General features: G+C 68.9%; 16 protein-coding genes, 1 pseudogene and 1 riboswitch. Of the genes and pseudogenes, 3 read left to right on the top strand and 14 right to left on the bottom strand.

Going from position 1 to position 15,250, the window contains the following annotated elements; all coding sequences use genetic code 11:
- Position 1: 1 nt before the first annotated feature.
- Positions 2–523, bottom strand: coding sequence for a polymer-forming cytoskeletal protein (locus tag A9977_RS30485; RefSeq protein WP_183028549.1), 522 nt, complete (start codon positions 521–523; stop codon positions 2–4).
- Between the two features lie 187 nt (positions 524–710).
- Here A9977_RS30485 and A9977_RS30480 point away from each other — a divergent pair, with 187 nt between their 5' ends.
- Entirely contained in the window at positions 711–1,622 is a 912-nt protein-coding gene (locus A9977_RS30480) for an ion transporter (protein WP_183028548.1), read from the top strand.
- Positions 1,623–1,628: 6 nt separating this feature from the next.
- On the opposite strand, the gene A9977_RS30475 is transcribed toward A9977_RS30480, so the two are convergent.
- From A9977_RS30475 to A9977_RS30460, 4 genes are all read right to left on the bottom strand, one after another.
- Positions 1,629–2,216, bottom strand: a complete 588-nt coding sequence (locus A9977_RS30475) for a YigZ family protein (protein WP_310936225.1) — start codon at positions 2,214–2,216, stop codon at positions 1,629–1,631.
- 4 nt (positions 2,217–2,220) lie between these two features.
- The gene (gene metW / locus A9977_RS30470; protein WP_183028546.1) at positions 2,221–2,805 is read right to left on the bottom strand and encodes a methionine biosynthesis protein MetW; all 585 of its coding nucleotides are present in this window, start codon (positions 2,803–2,805) and stop codon (positions 2,221–2,223) included.
- Positions 2,802–3,968 (bottom strand): homoserine O-acetyltransferase, encoded by a 1,167-nt coding sequence (locus tag A9977_RS30465; RefSeq protein WP_183028545.1) that lies wholly within the window; start codon positions 3,966–3,968, stop codon positions 2,802–2,804. The genes metW and A9977_RS30465 overlap by 4 nt, the downstream gene beginning before the upstream one ends.
- Positions 3,969–4,211: 243 nt before the next feature.
- The gene (locus tag A9977_RS30460; protein WP_183028544.1) at positions 4,212–4,775 is read right to left on the bottom strand and encodes a TMEM165/GDT1 family protein; all 564 of its coding nucleotides are present in this window, start codon (positions 4,773–4,775) and stop codon (positions 4,212–4,214) included.
- Positions 4,776–4,786: 11 nt separating this feature from the next.
- A riboswitch (yybP-ykoY riboswitch) is annotated at positions 4,787–4,967 on the bottom strand.
- Positions 4,968–5,215: 248 nt separating this feature from the next.
- On the opposite strand from A9977_RS30460, the pseudogene A9977_RS30455 reads away from it, so the two are divergent.
- A pseudogene (locus tag A9977_RS30455) lies at positions 5,216–5,635 on the top strand (RNA recognition motif domain-containing protein); the annotation flags it as partial.
- Positions 5,636–5,717: 82 nt separating this feature from the next.
- Here A9977_RS30455 and A9977_RS30450 read toward each other — a convergent pair.
- Genes A9977_RS30450 through A9977_RS30435 form a run of 4 tightly spaced genes read right to left on the bottom strand, consistent with a single transcriptional unit; the run spans position 5,718 to position 8,696 of the window.
- Entirely contained in the window at positions 5,718–6,497 is a 780-nt protein-coding gene (locus A9977_RS30450) for an SDR family oxidoreductase (RefSeq protein ID WP_183028542.1), read from the bottom strand.
- A gap of 8 nt (positions 6,498–6,505) precedes the next feature.
- Positions 6,506–7,147 carry an LPS export ABC transporter periplasmic protein LptC gene (gene lptC, locus A9977_RS30445; RefSeq protein WP_183028541.1) on the bottom strand — a complete coding sequence of 214 codons (642 nt, stop codon included), beginning with the start codon at positions 7,145–7,147 and terminating at the stop codon, positions 6,506–6,508.
- Positions 7,144–7,695 carry an HAD family hydrolase gene (locus A9977_RS30440; protein ID WP_183028540.1) on the bottom strand — a complete coding sequence of 184 codons (552 nt, stop codon included), beginning with the start codon at positions 7,693–7,695 and terminating at the stop codon, positions 7,144–7,146. The genes lptC and A9977_RS30440 overlap by 4 nt, the downstream gene beginning before the upstream one ends.
- Positions 7,695–8,696: an SIS domain-containing protein gene (locus A9977_RS30435; RefSeq protein WP_183028539.1), complete on the bottom strand. Its 1,002-nt coding sequence runs from the start codon at positions 8,694–8,696 to the stop codon at positions 7,695–7,697. The genes A9977_RS30440 and A9977_RS30435 overlap by 1 nt, the downstream gene beginning before the upstream one ends.
- 106 nt (positions 8,697–8,802) lie before the next feature.
- Here A9977_RS30435 and A9977_RS30430 point away from each other — a divergent pair, with 106 nt between their 5' ends.
- Positions 8,803–10,788 (top strand): monovalent cation:proton antiporter family protein, encoded by a 1,986-nt coding sequence (locus A9977_RS30430; RefSeq protein WP_183028538.1) that lies wholly within the window; start codon positions 8,803–8,805, stop codon positions 10,786–10,788.
- A 12-nt stretch (positions 10,789–10,800) separates the two neighbouring features.
- Here the strand turns inward: A9977_RS30430 and A9977_RS30425 are convergent, their stop codons facing one another.
- The 5 genes from A9977_RS30425 to A9977_RS30405 all read right to left on the bottom strand — a co-directional run bounded on the left by A9977_RS30425 (position 10,801) and on the right by A9977_RS30405 (position 15,236).
- A complete protein-coding gene (locus A9977_RS30425; RefSeq protein ID WP_183028537.1) occupies positions 10,801–11,268 on the bottom strand; it encodes a Crp/Fnr family transcriptional regulator in 468 nt (155 codons plus the stop codon).
- 74 nt (positions 11,269–11,342) lie between these two features.
- Complete coding sequence (gene mnmE, locus A9977_RS30420) at positions 11,343–12,749, bottom strand: tRNA uridine-5-carboxymethylaminomethyl(34) synthesis GTPase MnmE (protein ID WP_183028536.1); 1,407 nt, start codon at positions 12,747–12,749, stop codon at positions 11,343–11,345.
- An 80-nt stretch (positions 12,750–12,829) separates the two neighbouring features.
- The gene (yidC, locus tag A9977_RS30415; RefSeq protein WP_183028535.1) at positions 12,830–14,566 is read right to left on the bottom strand and encodes a membrane protein insertase YidC; all 1,737 of its coding nucleotides are present in this window, start codon (positions 14,564–14,566) and stop codon (positions 12,830–12,832) included.
- On the bottom strand, positions 14,563–14,847 hold the full coding sequence (gene yidD, locus A9977_RS30410; RefSeq protein WP_183028534.1) for a membrane protein insertion efficiency factor YidD: 285 nt from the start codon (positions 14,845–14,847) through the stop codon (positions 14,563–14,565). The genes yidC and yidD overlap by 4 nt, the downstream gene beginning before the upstream one ends.
- Positions 14,844–15,236: a ribonuclease P protein component gene (locus tag A9977_RS30405; protein ID WP_183028726.1), complete on the bottom strand. Its 393-nt coding sequence runs from the start codon at positions 15,234–15,236 to the stop codon at positions 14,844–14,846. Before A9977_RS30405 ends, yidD begins: the two co-directional genes overlap by 4 nt.
- Positions 15,237–15,250: the final 14 nt, after the last annotated feature.

Raw genomic sequence — 15,250 nt, 5'->3', positions numbered from 1 at the left:
ATCAAGCCGCCTGCAGGCCGGGCTTCCTGCTTTCGCTGGTGCCGAAGCTGATCTCGCCCGACAGCTGGCCGCCTTCTTCGATCACGATCTTGCCGTAGCGGATCTTGCCCGTGACCTTGCCGGTCGAATGGATCACGAGCTTCTCGCGCACCGTGAGGTTGCCGTCGAACACGCCGCGGATCTCGGCGATGTCGATCTCGGCCGAGCCCTTGAACTCGCCCTGCTCGGAGATCTGGATCACGCGCGAGTCCATGGTGGCCTCGACCATGCCTTCGACCACGAGCGTGTCGCAGTCGGTGATCTCCACGCCCTTGAGCTTGATGTTCGGGCCGACGGTCAGCTTGCTGCCGCCTTCCTTGGCCGCGGGTGCGGCAGCGGCGCTGGCGGCGCCGGTGGTGAGGGAGGAGGGATTGACGGGGGTACCTGCGAGATTGGTGCCGGCGCCGACGAGCGGTGCGGGACGGGAATTGAAGTTGTCGGTGTCGCGGTCACGCTTGCCGAAGAAGGGGGACTGTGAAGCCAAGACTTACTCCTCTGGGAAACGGCCTATCGTAAGAAGCATGTGGACGCTGGTGGCACTTCTTTGAGAAAGATTGGTAACCAATCCATTCCCAGCCATTCACTTGTGAACTTTTGAATTGGGTGGCGCGCCTGCATCCGGCCCCAGGCACAGCCGCCACAATGCCTGCGATTCCACCGAACACCAAGCCATGCCCCCAAAGCCCTTGCCCAGCGGCAGCACAACGCACCTCCCTCCCGGCGACGAGCTGCGCTTCGGCAAACCCACGCATGGCTGGCGCCTGCGCCTCTACTCGGTGATCTTCGAGTCGGAGACGCGTGCCGGCCGCGCCTTCGACCTGCTGCTGATCGCAGTCATCCTGTTCAGCGTGCTGGTGGTGATGCTCGACAGCGTGCAGCCGATCCGTGCGCGCTGGGGCGAGCTGTTCGGCGTCTTCGAATGGATCTTCACCATCGTCTTCACGCTCGAGTACATCGCGCGGCTCGCCTGCCTGGGACGGCCGCTGCGCTACGCGCGCAGCTTCTACGGCGTGATCGACCTGCTGGCGCTGCTGCCCACCTACCTCGCGATCCTTGTGCCGGGGCTGTCGGTGCTGATCGACGTGCGCATCCTGCGGCTGCTGCGCGTGTTCCGCATCTTCAAGATGTCGCGCTATGCGGCCGAGTACCGCGCGCTGGTCACGGCGCTGGCGGCCAGCCGGCGCAAGATCATGGTCTTCGTCGGCTTCGTCTTCATGGTGGTGCTGGTGCTGGGCACGCTGATGTACGTGGTCGAAGGGCCGCAGCACGGCTTCACCAGCATCCCGGTGGCGATCTACTGGGCCATCTCGACCATGACCACGGTGGGCTTCGGCGACCTGGTACCCAAGACCGACATCGGCCGCGCGATCGCCTCGCTGATGATGCTGCTGGGCTGGGGCGTGCTGGCGGTGCCCACCGGCATCGTGTCGGCGGAGATGGTGCGGCACGGGCGCGACGCGACGCCCGAAGGCTTCATGGGCCGCGGCCTGCTCGGCGGCATGCCGCCCTGCGCCGGCTGCGGCGCCGAGGGCCATGCGGCCGATGCACGTTTCTGCCGCCGCTGCGGCAGCGCCTTGGGTTGAGGCGCCTCAGACCTCGCGCCAGTCGGCGCGGCCTTGGGTGAGATCGTCGATGCGCCGCACCAGCGCGGGCGCATCGGACTCGACCACGCTGAACTGCAGCGCGACCAGCGTGCCGTGCTTGACCGCCCCCAGCGTGGCGCCGGCCGCGGCCAGTTCGCGCCGCAGCGCGCCTTCCAGCGCATAGGGCACGGCACAGCAGCAGGCGCGCAGGCGTTGCAACGGCAGCTTGGCCGCACCCAGCAGGGCCTGCGCGACGGCGTCGGTGTAGGCCCGCACCAGGCCGCCCGCGCCCAGCTTCACGCCGCCGAAGTAGCGCACCACGGTGGCGAGCACGCCTTCGAGTTCCTGGTGGCGCAGCACCTCCAGCATGGGGCGGCCGGCGGTGCCGCCGGGTTCGCCGTCGTCGTTGGCAGCCGACTGGCCGCCGGCCATCAGCGCCCAGCAGACATGGGCCGCGCCGGGATGCTGCGCGCGCAGCGCGGCCACGACCTGCAGCGCGGCCTCGCGGTCGGCCACCGGCTGCACGCAGCCGATGAAGCGGCTCTTCTTGATCGAGAGCTCGCTGTGCACCGCGCCGGCCAGCGTCTGCGCCACGGCCTCAGGCGCGTTCGAACTTGAAGACGGCGGTGCTGGCGCGCGCGTTGGGCAGCCAGCGCACCTCGCGGTCCTGCTGCAGGCCGAAGGCATCGAGCACGCGCAGCCGGTTCTTCTGCGCCAGCACCTCGAAGTCCTTGAAGGTGCCGACCCGGATGTTGGGCGTGTCGTACCACTGGTAGGGCAGCCGGCGCGTCACCGGCATGCGGCCGCGCGCGATGCTCAGGCGGTTGGGCCAGTGCGCGAAGTTGGGGAAGGCCACGATGCCGATGCGGCCCACGCGCGCGGTCTCGCGCAGCATCACCTCGGCATTGCGCAGGTGCTGCAGCGTGTCGATCTGCAGCACCACGTCGAAGGTGGCGTCGTCGAACATCGCCAGGCCTTCGTCGAGGTTGAGCTGGATCACGTCGACGCCGCGGCGGATGCACTGCAGCACGTTGCCGTCGGCGATCTCCACGCCGTAGCCGGTGCAGCCGCGCTCGCGCTGCAGCAGGTCGAGCAGTGCGCCGTCGCCGCAGCCGAGGTCGAGCACGCGCGCGCCTTCGGGCACCAGGCGGGCGATCAGGCGTTGGGTGTCGAGGTCGCTCATGCTGCGGCTCCGGCGAGTTCGGCGGCTACACGCTCGAAATAAGAACGCACGACGCCCATGTAGCGCACGTCGTCGAGCAGGAAGGCATCGTGCCCGTGCGGCGCGTCGATCTCGGCGTAGCTCACGCTGCGGCGGTTGTCGAGCAGCGCCTTGACCAGCTCGCGGCTGCGCTGGGGCGAGAAGCGCCAGTCGGTGGTGAAGCTGACCAGCAGGAACTTGGCGCTGGCCCGCGCGAAGGCCCGGGTCAGGTCGCCGCCGTGTTCGCGCGCCGGGTCGAAGTAGTCGAGCGCGCGCGTGATCAGCAGGTAGGTGTTGGCGTCGAAGTACTCGCTGAACTTGTCGCCCTGGTAGCGCAGGTAGCTCTCGATCTGGAACTCGACCTCCTGCGTGGAGTAGCGGTAAGCGGTACCGGCCAGTTCGCCCTCGACCGCGCTGCGCAGCTCGCGGCCGAACTTGGCGTTCATCACGTCGTCGCTGAGGTAGGTGATGTGGCCGATCATGCGGGCGATGCGCAGGCCGCGCTTGGGGATCACGCCGTGCTCGTAGAAATGGCCGCCGTGAAAGTCGGGGTCGGTCACGATCGCGCGCCGCGCCACCTCGTTGAAGGCGATGTTCTCGGCCGTGAGGTTGGGCGCGCTCGCCACCACCACCGCGTTGCGCACCCGGTCGGGGTACTGCAGCGTCCACGACAGCGCCTGCATGCCGCCCAGGCTGCCGCCCATCACGGCGGCCAGTGTCTGGATGCCCAGCGCGTCGAGCAGCCCGGCCTGGGCATCGACCCAGTCCTCGACCGTGACCACCGGGAAGTCGGCGCCGTAGACGCGGCCGGTGGCGGGGTCGGTGTGCATCGGGCCGGTCGAACCGAAACAGGAGCCCAGGTTGTTGACGCCGATGACGAAGAAGCGGTCGGTGTCGAGCGGCTTGCCGGGGCCGATCATGTTGTCCCACCAGCCCTCGGACTTGGGCTGGCCGGCGTAGACGCCCGCCAGGTGGTGCGAGGCGTTGAGCGCATGGCACACCAGCACCGCATTGCTGCGCTCGGCGTTGAGCGTGCCGTAGGTCTCGTAGGCCAGCATGTAGTCGGCGAGCGACGCACCGCTGCGCAGGGGCAGCGGCCCCGGGAAGGACATCGACTGGGAAACGGCTTCGAGGGTGGAAGACATGGACAAAGAAAAACCCGGCCTCGCCAAAAAACGAGCCGGGTTCGGCCACGGTCTTTAGCTGAATTTGTTAAGCGCCCGCAAGCTGTAGCAAATCGGCGCAAGGTCAGTATATCGCCCCCGAGGGCTCGCGCACTGCGTGTCGCTTCGCCTTCCCCCATCCGGGGGCAACACCAGCGGCCCGGCAAAGCCGGTTCCGCGGTGTTTCTGGAAAAGAGAAGCGTGTGGGGCGGAGGGTAGGTGGTGCTACCAGCCCACGATCATGACGATGCCCAGCACCAGGAAGATCGCGGCCGAGAGGCCGTGGACCAGCTTGATGGGCACGCGCCGCATGATGCGTTCGCCCAGGAAGACCACGGGCGCGTTGGCCAGCATCATGCCCAGCGTGGTGCCGGCCACCACGCCGACGTAGTCGTGGACGAAGCGCGCCGCGAGCATCACGGTGGCGATCTGGGTCTTGTCGCCCATCTCGGCCAGGAAGAAGGCCACGACCGTGGTGCCGAACACGCCGAAGTGCGAACGCACGCCGGTGTCCTCCTCGTCGAGCTTGTCAGGGATCAGCATCCAGGCTGCCATCGCGATGAAGGAAGCGCCCAGCAGCCAGCGCAGCGTGGTGGGCCCGAGCCATTGCGTGACGAAGGCGCCGACCGCGCCGGCCAGCGCATGGTTGACGATGGTGGCGGTGAAGATGCCCAGCACGATGGGCCAGGGCTTGCGGAACCGCGCCGCGAGGACGAGGGCCAGGAGTTGGGTCTTGTCGCCCATTTCCGCCAGGGCAACGATGCCGGTGGCGACGAGAAAAGCTTCCATGATGAACGTGGGTTCCTTGGGCCGAAGGACGCAATTGACCATGCAGCGCCTTCGGCCAAATTCCGAAGCTGCATGGTCAAAGGTCTCGCCAAGTGATCGACCGTTTACGCCATGTCCTGTGTGGGGCAGGACAAGTCTGTTGACGCAAACCCTTCTCGCGATGGAAGGCGGCTACTCCCCAATGACCGGCGAATTCTAAACACCTGCCGCAGCCCATTTGTGAGCAAGCACTTGCTTTCTCTAAATTTGCGTGGGGCTTGCGTTCAAGCGCAAATCCTGTTTTCAACTTCGATATTTCACCCATAATGCACGAGCCTCCCTTTAAATTTCCCCGGGGGGCAACTGGGTGATCGGACAGTTTCGCGCGGCTCGGAATGCTCTCCGGGCTGGTGCTTTCGGGACTCCATCGCTTTCATTGATGTGTTTATAGGAGTCCCTCAATGGGCAACAAACTGTACGTCGGCAACCTGCCATATTCCGTCCGCGATGGCGATCTCGAGCAGGCCTTCGGCCAGTTCGGCGCGGTCACCAGCGCCAAGGTCATGATGGAACGCGACACCGGCCGCTCGAAGGGCTTCGGCTTCGTCGAGATGGGCAGCGACGCGGAAGCGCAAGCCGCCATCAACGGCATGAACGGCCAGCCCCTGGGCGGCCGCAGCGTCGTGGTCAACGAAGCCCGTCCGATGGAAGCCCGCCCGCCCCGTAGCGGTGGTGGCCGCAGCGGTGGCGGCGGCGGCGGTGGCGACGGCGGCTTCCGCAGCCCCTACGGCGCAGGCCCGCGCGGCGGCGGTGGCCGCAGCGGTGGTGGCGGCGGTTACGGCGGCGGCGGTGGCGGCTACGGTGGTGGCGGCAACGGCGGCTACTGAACCCACGCGTTCACCCCCCCAAAAAAGCTCCTTCGGGAGCTTTTTTCATGTCCCGTCGAATCTGGCGGAAGGGGCTCTACTCGCCGCGCCGCCGTTTTCGGCCCCGGCCCTGCACGGCGCGGTCGAACAACGCGTTCGGCACCAACCGCATCAGCTTGGCGACCACGCCCATCTGCCAGGGAATGACGCGGTAGCTGTGTCCCGCCTCGATGGTGCGGAAGGCCCGGTCGGCGAAATCGTCGGCCTGCATGAGGAAGGGCATGCCGTAGCGGTTGCCCTGGGTCAGCGGCGTGTCGATGTAGCCCGGGCAGACCGTCACCACCTTGACCCCGCTCGCGCGCATCTCGCCGCGCAGGCTTTCGCAGTACGCGACCACGCCGGCCTTGCTGGCGCAGTAGGCGCCGTGGCCGGGCAGGCCGCGGATCGCCGCCACGCTGCCGATGCCGACCAGCCGGCCGCTGCCGCGCGCCGCCATCGCCGCGACGAAAGGGTGGAAGGTGGCGGCCAGGCCGATGTTGTTGACGGCGAAGGTCTGGGCCAGCACGTCGAGGTCGGCGCGGTCGGCGGTGTCGATGCCCACGCTGATGCCCGCGTTGGCGATCACCACGTCCGGCAGGCCCTGGCGTTCGATGCAGCGCGCACCGGCGGCGGCGATCGCGTCGACCTGGGCCACGTCGGCCCCGTAGATCTCGCAGCGATCGGCGGCGATGCCGCGTGCCGCGACCCAGGCCTCGATCTCGGCGGTGCGGCGCGCCACCAGCGCCAGCCGGTAGCCGGCCTGGTAGTAACGGGCGGCCAGCGCCTGGCCGATGCCGCTCGAAGCGCCGGTGATGAAGACGAGCGGCGCGCCGGCCATGCAGCGTCTCAGCGCGCCGGCCGCATCGCGGCGGGCGAGGGCATGAGCTGGCCGCGCACCCGCCCCTGCAGGTTGGCGACACCGCTCAGGTTGTCGTAGTCCAGCGTGTCGGCCGTGAAGCGGTCGGTGCCGCGGATCAGCGTGACCGGCTTGTTCGACGTGACCCGCTCGGTGTCGAGGTAGGCGTGCAGGAACTCGCCGCGGAACTCGAGGCGGGGCACGGCACGCCCGCTGCTGCCGGTGGCGGCCTCGCGCACCACGATCGCGTTGCCGAACAGCTGGATCTCCGAGCCGTCGCCGTTGGACAGGCCGCGGTTGGCGGTGGCCTGGGTGACCAGCCCTTCGGGCGAGATCGCGCGCATGCGCACCTGGTCGACCTCCATCGTGTCGTTGTCCGGATAGTGCCGGCCTTCCTTGCCGAACAGCTCGCTGCGCAGGTCGCCGCTGGGCAGGAAGTTCTTCACCACGAAGCCGCGCATGAAGTAGTCCGGATCGTGCGTGGGCGCCTCCTTGACGGTGGGCTCCAGCAGCTTGGGCGCGTTGCGCACCAGCCAGTAGGTGCCGAGCGCGAGCAGGGCGGTGAGGATGACGGGAAGGTAGATCGTGACGCGGTCGATCGCGTCGCGCAGCAGCCGCCGCGGGGCCTTCATGCGGCCGGCCCCAGGACCGCGTCGAGCAGGCGGCGGTAGTGGCCGCCGGCGGTCAGCAGCAGGTCGCAGAATTCGCGTGCCGCGCCTTCGCCGCCGCGCGCCGTGGTCACATGGTGGACCCGGGCGCGCACCTCGACGTGCGCGTTGGGCGGCGCGGCCGCGAAGCCGGCGCGGCCGAGCACCGGCAGGTCGGGCCAGTCGTCGCCGATGGCGGCGGCCTGCGCCCAGGAGAAGCCGAGCTGCGCCAGCATGGCTTCGGCCGCGGGCAGCTTGTCCTCGGTGCCGTAGCGCACATGCACGATGCCCAGCGCCTCGAGCCGCACGCGCAGCGGCTTGGAGTCGCGCCCGGTAATCACCGCGGGCTCGATGCCGGCCTTGCGCAGCAGCTTGAGGCCGTAGCCGTCGAGGATGCTGAAGCGCTTGAGCGTCTCGCCGTCCTCGCTGAAGAAGACGCCGCCGTCGGTCAGCACGCCGTCGATGTCGAAGAAGGCGATGCGCACGTCCTGTGCGGCCAGCAGGGTCTCGGGCGTGAAGCGGGCCGTCGTCATCAGATGACCTTGGCGCGCATCAGGTCGTTGATGCTCAGCGCACCGACCAGCACGTTCTGCGCGTCCACCACCAGCACGCTGGTGATGCGGTGCTGCTCCATGAGTTCGGCGGCCTCGACGCCCAGCGCCTCGGCGCGGATGGTGCGCGGCGCGCGGTGCATCACGTCGGCCGCGCTGAGCGAGCGCAGGTCGGCGCCGGTCTCGATCAGCCGGCGCAGGTCGCCGTCGGTGAAGATGCCCTGCACGCGGCCGTCGGCATCGACCACCGCGGCGGCGCCCAGGCCCTTGGAACTCATCTCGCGCATCAGCTCGCTGAAGCCGGCGCTCGGCGCGATGCGCGGCACCTGCTCGCCCGAACGCATCAGGTCGCTGACCAGGGTGAGCAGCTTGCGGCCCAGTGCACCACCGGGGTGCGAGCGCGCGAAGTCCTCGGCGCCGAAACCGCGCGCATCGAGCAGCGCCACGGCGAGCGCGTCGCCCATGGCCATCTGGGCGGTGGTGCTGGCGGTGGGTGCGAGGTTGAGCGGGCAGGCTTCCTTCTCGACGCTGCTGTCGAGCACCAGGTCGGCATGGCGCGCCAGCATCGACCCGGCGCCGCCGGTGATCGCGATCAGCGGCACGCCCTGGCGCTTGACGACCGGCAGGATGGCGGCGAGCTCGTCGCTCTCGCCGCTGTTGGAGATCGCGAGCACCAGGTCCACCGCCTTGATCATGCCCAGGTCGCCGTGGCTGGCCTCGGCCGGGTGCACGAACATCGCCGGCGTGCCGGTCGAGGCCAGAGTGGCGGCGATCTTGCGGCCCACGTGGCCGCTCTTGCCCATGCCCATCACCACGACCCGGCCGCGCACGGCCAGGATCTTGTGCACGGCCTCGACGAAGCTGGGGCCGATGCGCGACTTCAGGCCCAGCACGGCGGCAGCTTCGATCTCGAAGGTGGTACGTGCCCGCGCCAACAGCGTCTCGGGGTCGGCCGCGAAGGCCTGGGGGGGGCGGGTGCTCATCGCCCGGATTTTATCGGTCGGACGCTCCGCGGCCCGCGCCGCACCCCTGCATGGCCTTGCGATGCCCCGGATGCGCCGTGTGCATGGCCCTTGCTAGCATCGGGTGATGTCCTCCCTCGATCTCACGCTGTTGTACCTGCTGGCCGCCGTGATCGGGGTGGTGGCCTGCCGTTCGCTCAAGCTGCCGCCGATGCTGGGCTACCTGACGGCGGGCGTGCTGATCGGCCCGCACGCCTTCGCGCTGGCGCAGAACAACGAGGGCATCCGGCACCTGGGCGAGTTCGGCGTGGTGTTCCTGATGTTCGTGATCGGGCTCGAGTTCAGCCTGCCCAAGCTGCGCGCGATGCGCAAGCATGTGTTCGGGCTCGGGCTGATGCAGGTGGTGCTCACCATGAGCATCGCCACCGTCGCCGCGCTGCTGCTCGCGCGCCTGCTGCCGCCGGCCTGGCAGCTGGGCTGGCAGACCGCGCTGGCGCTGTCGGGCGCGCTCACCATGAGCAGCACCGCCATCGTGGTGAAGCTGATGGCCGAGCGGCTCGAGCTCGAGAGCGAGCACGGCAAGCGCGTGATGGGCGTGCTGCTGTTCCAGGATCTGGCGGTGGTGCCGCTGCTGGTGCTGATCCCGGCGCTGGGCGCGCCGCCCGAGGCGCTGTTCAAGGCGCTGTCGATCGCCATGGCCAAGGCGGTGTTCCTGGTCGGCATCCTGCTCTACGGCGGGCCGCGCGTGATGCGCTGGTGGCTCACGCTGGTGGCGCGCCGGCGCAGCGAGGAGCTGTTCATGCTCAACCTGCTGCTGATCACGCTGGGCCTGGCCTGGCTGACCGAGCTCGCGGGCCTGAGCCTGGCGCTGGGCGCCTTCATCGCCGGCATGCTGGTGTCGGAGACCGAATACAAGCACCAGGTGGAGACCGACATCCGGCCCTTCCACGACGTGCTGCTGGGTCTGTTCTTCATCACCATCGGCATGTCGCTCGACTGGCACATCGTGGTCGAGCGCTGGGTGCTGGTGGCGGTGCTGCTGGTGCTGCCGCTGGCCTTCAAGCTGGGGCTGGTCACGCTGCTGGCGCGCGGGCTGGGCGCGACCACCGGCGTGTCGCTGCGCACCGGCCTCTACCTGGCGCAGGCCGGCGAGTTCGGCTTCGTGCTGCTCGCGCTGGCCCAGGACCGCAGCCTGTTGCCGCCCTGGCTGGCCAACCCGGTGCTGGCCTCGATGGTGCTGTCGATGCTGGCCACGCCCTTCATCATCCTCTACAGCAACACCATCGTGCGCAAGCTGGTGGCCAGCGACTGGATGCAGCAGTCGCTGCAGATGACCAGCATCGCGCGCAAGACCATCAACACCGCGCAGCACGTGATCATCTGCGGCTACGGCCGCTGCGGCCAGAACCTGGCGCGCATCCTCGAACGCGAGGGCATCCCCTACATGGCGCTCGACCTCGACCCGGACCGCGTGCGCCAGGCCGCGGCCGCCGGCGACTCGGTGGTGTTCGGCGACGCGGCGCGGCTGCAGGCGCTGATGGCGGCCGGCCTGGCGCGCGCCAGCGCGGTGGTCGTGACCTACCTCGACGTGCCGGGCGCGCTCAAGGTGCTGGCCAACACCCGCACCCATGCGCCGCAGGTGCCGGTGGTGGTGCGCACGCAGGACGACCTCGACCTGGAGAAACTGCAGGCCGCCGGCGCCACCGAGGTGGTGCCCGAAGCCATCGAGGGTTCGCTGATGCTGGCCAGCCACGCGCTGGCGCTGGTCGGCGTGCCGATGCGGCGCGTGATCCGCGTGGTGCAGGACCAGCGCGATGCGCGCTACAACCTGCTGCGCGGCTACTTCCACGGCGCCGACGACGACAAGGCCGACGAACTGGACCATGCGCGGCTCAACAGCTTCACCCTGAGCACCGGCGCGCGCGCCATCGGCCAGACGGTGGGGCAGGTGGCCTTGCAGGCGGTGGGCGTGCGCATCGTCGGCATCCGGCGGCGCAACGGCGTGGCCGCACCGGCGGTGGACGACACGGTGCTGGGCGACGCCGACACGCTGGTGCTGTCAGGCAAGCCCGACGCGCTGGCGGTGGCGATCGACAGGCTGCAGAAGGGCTGAGCGCCCGGCGCTTCAGGTCACGGCGATCCGCTTGAGCCGGTCGACCATGCGCTTGGCGATCACGCTGCCCAGGGCCTGCACCACCTCCAGCGCCAGGGCGGGTTGGCGGTTCGCCAGCTCGGTGAAGCGGCCCGGCGTCAGACGCCAGACCCAGGCATCGGCGATGGCGGCCACGTTGGCGGAGCGCGGCAGGCGCGAAAAGAAGGCGCCTTCGCCCACCACCGAACCGGGGCTCAGGATCGCCAGCTGCATCTGGCCCTTGCTGCCCGCGAGGTGCACGCTGAGCACGCCGCTCTCGATCAGGAACACCGTGCTGTCCTTGGCGCCCTGGTCGATCAGGGTCTGGCCGGCCGTGAGTTCGAAGCGCTGCATGTAGCCGGCCAGAAGCTCCCACTGCGATGCATTCAGCGCCGGCGTGAAGGCGTCGTAGCTGGTGTTCTGCGCGATCGCATCGCAAAGATTCTGGATCGCGGAAGCCATGGCGCAGGTCCCTTGCTCGAAAAGTGGGTGGGCAAAATGTAATCCAAAATGTTACTACATGTGAGCCAAACTGACTACTTTCCTATGCAGAACCGGGAAAAAATGACGCCCAGCAGGTCGTCCGAGCCGAACTCGCCGGTGATCTCGTTGAGCGCGTTCTGCGCCAGCCGCAGCTCCTCGGCCAGCAGGTCGAGGGCCGGCATGCGGGCCGCCAGCTGCGCCGCGGCGATGTCCAGGTGCACGGCCACGCGGCCCAGCGCGTCCACGTGGCGCGCACGCGCCAGGTAGAGCCCCTCGGGCACGGCCTGCCAGCCAGCCACTTCGAGCAGCCGCATGCGCAGGGCCTCCAAGCCCTCGCCGGTCTTGGCCGACAGCGCGAGGCCGTCGGCCGGCGCTGGCGCGCTCGCGGCATCCTGCTTGTTCCAGACATCGAGCACCGGCACACTGGCCGACAGCTTCTCGCGCAGCGTGCGCAGGATGTCGGCATCGGCCCGCGCGTAATCGGGCGCGCCGGCGCGCGTGAGGTCGTGCAGGAACAGCACCGCGTCGGCGCTCTCGATCTGGTCCCAGGCGCGGGCCACGCCGATGCGCTCGACCTCGTCGCTGCTCTCGCGCAGGCCCGCGGTGTCGGCCACATGCAGCGGCACGCCGTGGATCTGCAGCGTCTGCGAGACCACGTCGCGCGTGGTGCCGGCGATCGCGCTCACGATGGCCAGCTCGGCGCCGGCCAGCGCATTGAGCAGCGAACTCTTGCCCGCGTTGGGCTGGCCCGCGATCACCACCTTGATGCCCTCGCGCAGCAAGGCGCCCTGGCGCGCCCGCTGGCGCACCGCCACCAGCTGCGCCTGCAGCGCGGCGAGCTGGCCGGTGGCGTCGGCCTTCTGCAGGAAGTCGATGTCTTCCTCGGGGAAGTCGAGCGTGGCCTCGACGAGCATGCGCAGGTGGATCAGCGCATCGCGCAGCGTGTGGATCTCGCGCGAGAAGGCGCCAGACAGCGAGCGCCCGGCGCTGCGCGCCGCGGCCTCGGTGCTGGCGTCGATCAGGTCGGCGATGGCCTCGGCCTGCGCCAGGTCGACCTTGCCGTTGAGGAAGGCGCGCTGGCTGAACTCGCCCGGCTCGGCCACGCGCAGGCCGCGCAGCCGCGGACGGCCGGTGGTCGCATCGACTTCGGCCGCGGCCTCGAGGCAGCGCGCCAGCAGCAGCTGCAGCACGACCGTGCCGCCATGGGCCTGCAGCTCCAGCACGTCTTCGCCGGTGAAGGAATGCGGCGCGGGGAAGTGCAGCGCCAGCCCGTGGTCGATGGCCTCGCCGGCCGCATCGCGGAAGGGCAGGTAGGTCGCCTCGCGCGGCTTGAGCGGCCGGGCGCAGAGCGCCTCGACCAGCGCGGAGATGCCGCGCCCGGACACCCGGACGATGCCCACGGCCCCGCGGCCGGGCGCGGTGGCGATGGCGACGATCGGGTCGGAGGTGCGAGCGAGCATGGGCCTATTCTTTCATCGGACTTGGAAACGCGAAGGGCCGCTTGCGCGGCCCTCGGGGGAACGGGGAGTCGACGCCGGGCTTATTTGCCCAGCACGCCCAGCCGCTTGTTGATGAACCACTGCTGCGCGATCGACAGCACGTTGTTCGTGATCCAGTACAGCACCAGGCCGGCCGGGAAGAAGATGAACATCACGCTGAACGCGAGCGGCATGATCCACATCAGCTTGGCCTGCATCGGGTCCGGCGGCGTCGGGTTGAGCCAGGTCTGGAACAGCGAGGTCAGGGTCATGACCACCGGCAGGATGAACCACGGATCGGGTGCCGAGAGGTCATGGATCCAGCCGATCCAGGGCGCGTGGCGCATCTCGACCGAGGACAGCAGCACCCAGTAGAGCGCGATGAACACCGGGATCTGGATCACGATCGGGAAGCAGCCGCCCATCGGGTTGACCTTTTCCTCGCGGTAGATGCGCATCATCTCCTGCTGCATCTCCTGCGGCTTGTCCTTCAGGCGGGCGCGCATCTCCATGATCTTGGGGTTGATGCCCTTCATCTTGGCCATGCTCGCGTAGGCCTTGGCGTTGAGCCAGTAGAAGGCCGCCTTCAGCAGCACCACCAGCGCGACGATGGACCAGCCCCAGTTGCCCAGCAGGCCGTGCAGCTGGTTCAGCAGCCAGTACAGCGGCTTCGAGATGATGGTGAAGATGCCGTAGTCCTTGACCAGTTCGAGGCCGGGCGCGAGCGCCTCGAGCTTCTTCTCTTCTTCCGGGCCGGCGAACAGGCTGGAGTCGATGGTCTTGGTGGCGCCTGCGGCGATGGGCTCCAGCGGCAGCACCATGGCGGCCGAGTAGAGGTTGTTGCCCAGGTCGGCGGCGCGGAACTCGCGCTTGAGGTTCAGGCTGTCCGGCGCGTTGAGCAGCCAGGCCGACACGAAGTAGTGCTGGACCATCGCGACCCAGCCGTTGGTGGCGGGCGGCGGCAGGTCGGCCTTGTTCTTCGTGATGTCGGTGAACGCGACCTTGTGGAATTTCTTCTCGTCGGTGTAGAAGGCCGGGCCGGTGAAGGTGTTGGTGCCGAACATCGTGCCGCCCGCGACCGTGCCGTGGCGCACCAGTTGCAGGTAGAGCTGCGCGTCCTGCGCCTTGTCGCTCACGTTGACGATCTGGTGCTTGACGTGGATCGAGTAGTCGCCGCGCAGGAACTGGTAGGTCTTGACGTACTTGAGGCCGCCCGCGGGCTCCGATTCGAAGGAGACCTCGAGCGAATTCTGGCCGTCGGCCAGTTCGCGCGGGCCGGCCTTGGCCGTCATCAGGCTCAGGTGGTTCGGGAAGCGCGCGCCGCTGTCGACGGGGTTGAGCAGGCCGGTCTGCGCGACGTAGCGCGTCGCGGGCGAGCCGTCTTCCATCAGCGTGACGTTCTTGACCTCGTTCGGCGGCACCGGCTGGCCGATCAGGCGCTTGACGGTGTCGACCAGGCCGTTGTGGTTGGTCTGGTCGTCGTACTTGCGCAGCTGCAGGTTCGACAGGGTGCCGCCCTGGCCGTCAAAGACGGCGGTGAACAGGTCGGTGGACACCGTCACCTTTTCACCGACCGCGGTCTCGGCCTGCGTCGGCACGGTGGCCGTGCCGCCCGGCACGCCGGCCGCACCCGGCAAGGCCGTGCTGCCCGGCGCAGGGGCCGCGGCCGGTGCGGTGGCCACCGGCTTGCCTGGCAGGAAGGTCGGCTTCTGGCCGTTGTGGACCTGCCATTGGTCCCACAGCATCACCAGCGAGAAACCAAAGATCACCAGCAGGATGGTGCGGCGAATATCGTTCATGAAGAAGACTTCTTGTCGGAGGAGAGAAAGGAGAACAGCGTCCCGGAACCGGGACGCTGGGCCTTCGAAGGAGGCACCGGATCGTGGCCGCCCTGGCACCAGGGCTGGCAGCGCGCGAGACGGCGCAGGGTCAGGTAGCTGCCGGTGGCGGCGCCGTGAACTTCGAGCGCCTCGATGGCATAACGCGAACAGGTGGGCTCGAAACGGCAGGACTGGCCGAGCCAGGGGCTCAACAGCAGGCGGTAGGCCTTGACCAGGCCGATGAGCAGGCGCCGGATCATGTCCGTGCCGCGCGGGCCCGCTGAAGCAGTTGTTCGAGTTCGGCGCGCACGGCGGCCTTGAGCTTGTCCGAAGTGGCGCTCACGAATTGCTTGCGATCGAAACCGGCGCGCAAGCGCACCACATGCGCGGCATGCGGAAACGAGGCCTCGGCCAGGGCGCTCACGGTGTAGATCTGCCGCTTGATGGCATTGCGCGTGACCGCGCGGCGCGCCCAGCGCTTGGGCACCATGGCTCCCACCCAGACGTCCGGCGCCACGCCGAACAGCGGCGCGGCCGCACCCGCCGGCGCGTCGAGCGCGCAGCGGTGCAGGGCGAAATGGGTGGTGCGCGCCACGGTGGCTCCGGCGAGGACGGCCTGGAACTGCGCGCGCGTCTTCAGCCGTTGCATGGAAGAAGACGACG

The sequence above is a fragment of the Variovorax sp. UMC13 genome (genome assembly GCF_014170375.1).
GTDB lineage: Bacteria > Pseudomonadota > Gammaproteobacteria > Burkholderiales > Burkholderiaceae_C > Variovorax.
The sequence above is the reverse complement of the archived record's forward strand: the minus strand, read 5'-3'. Positions and strand labels throughout refer to the sequence as shown.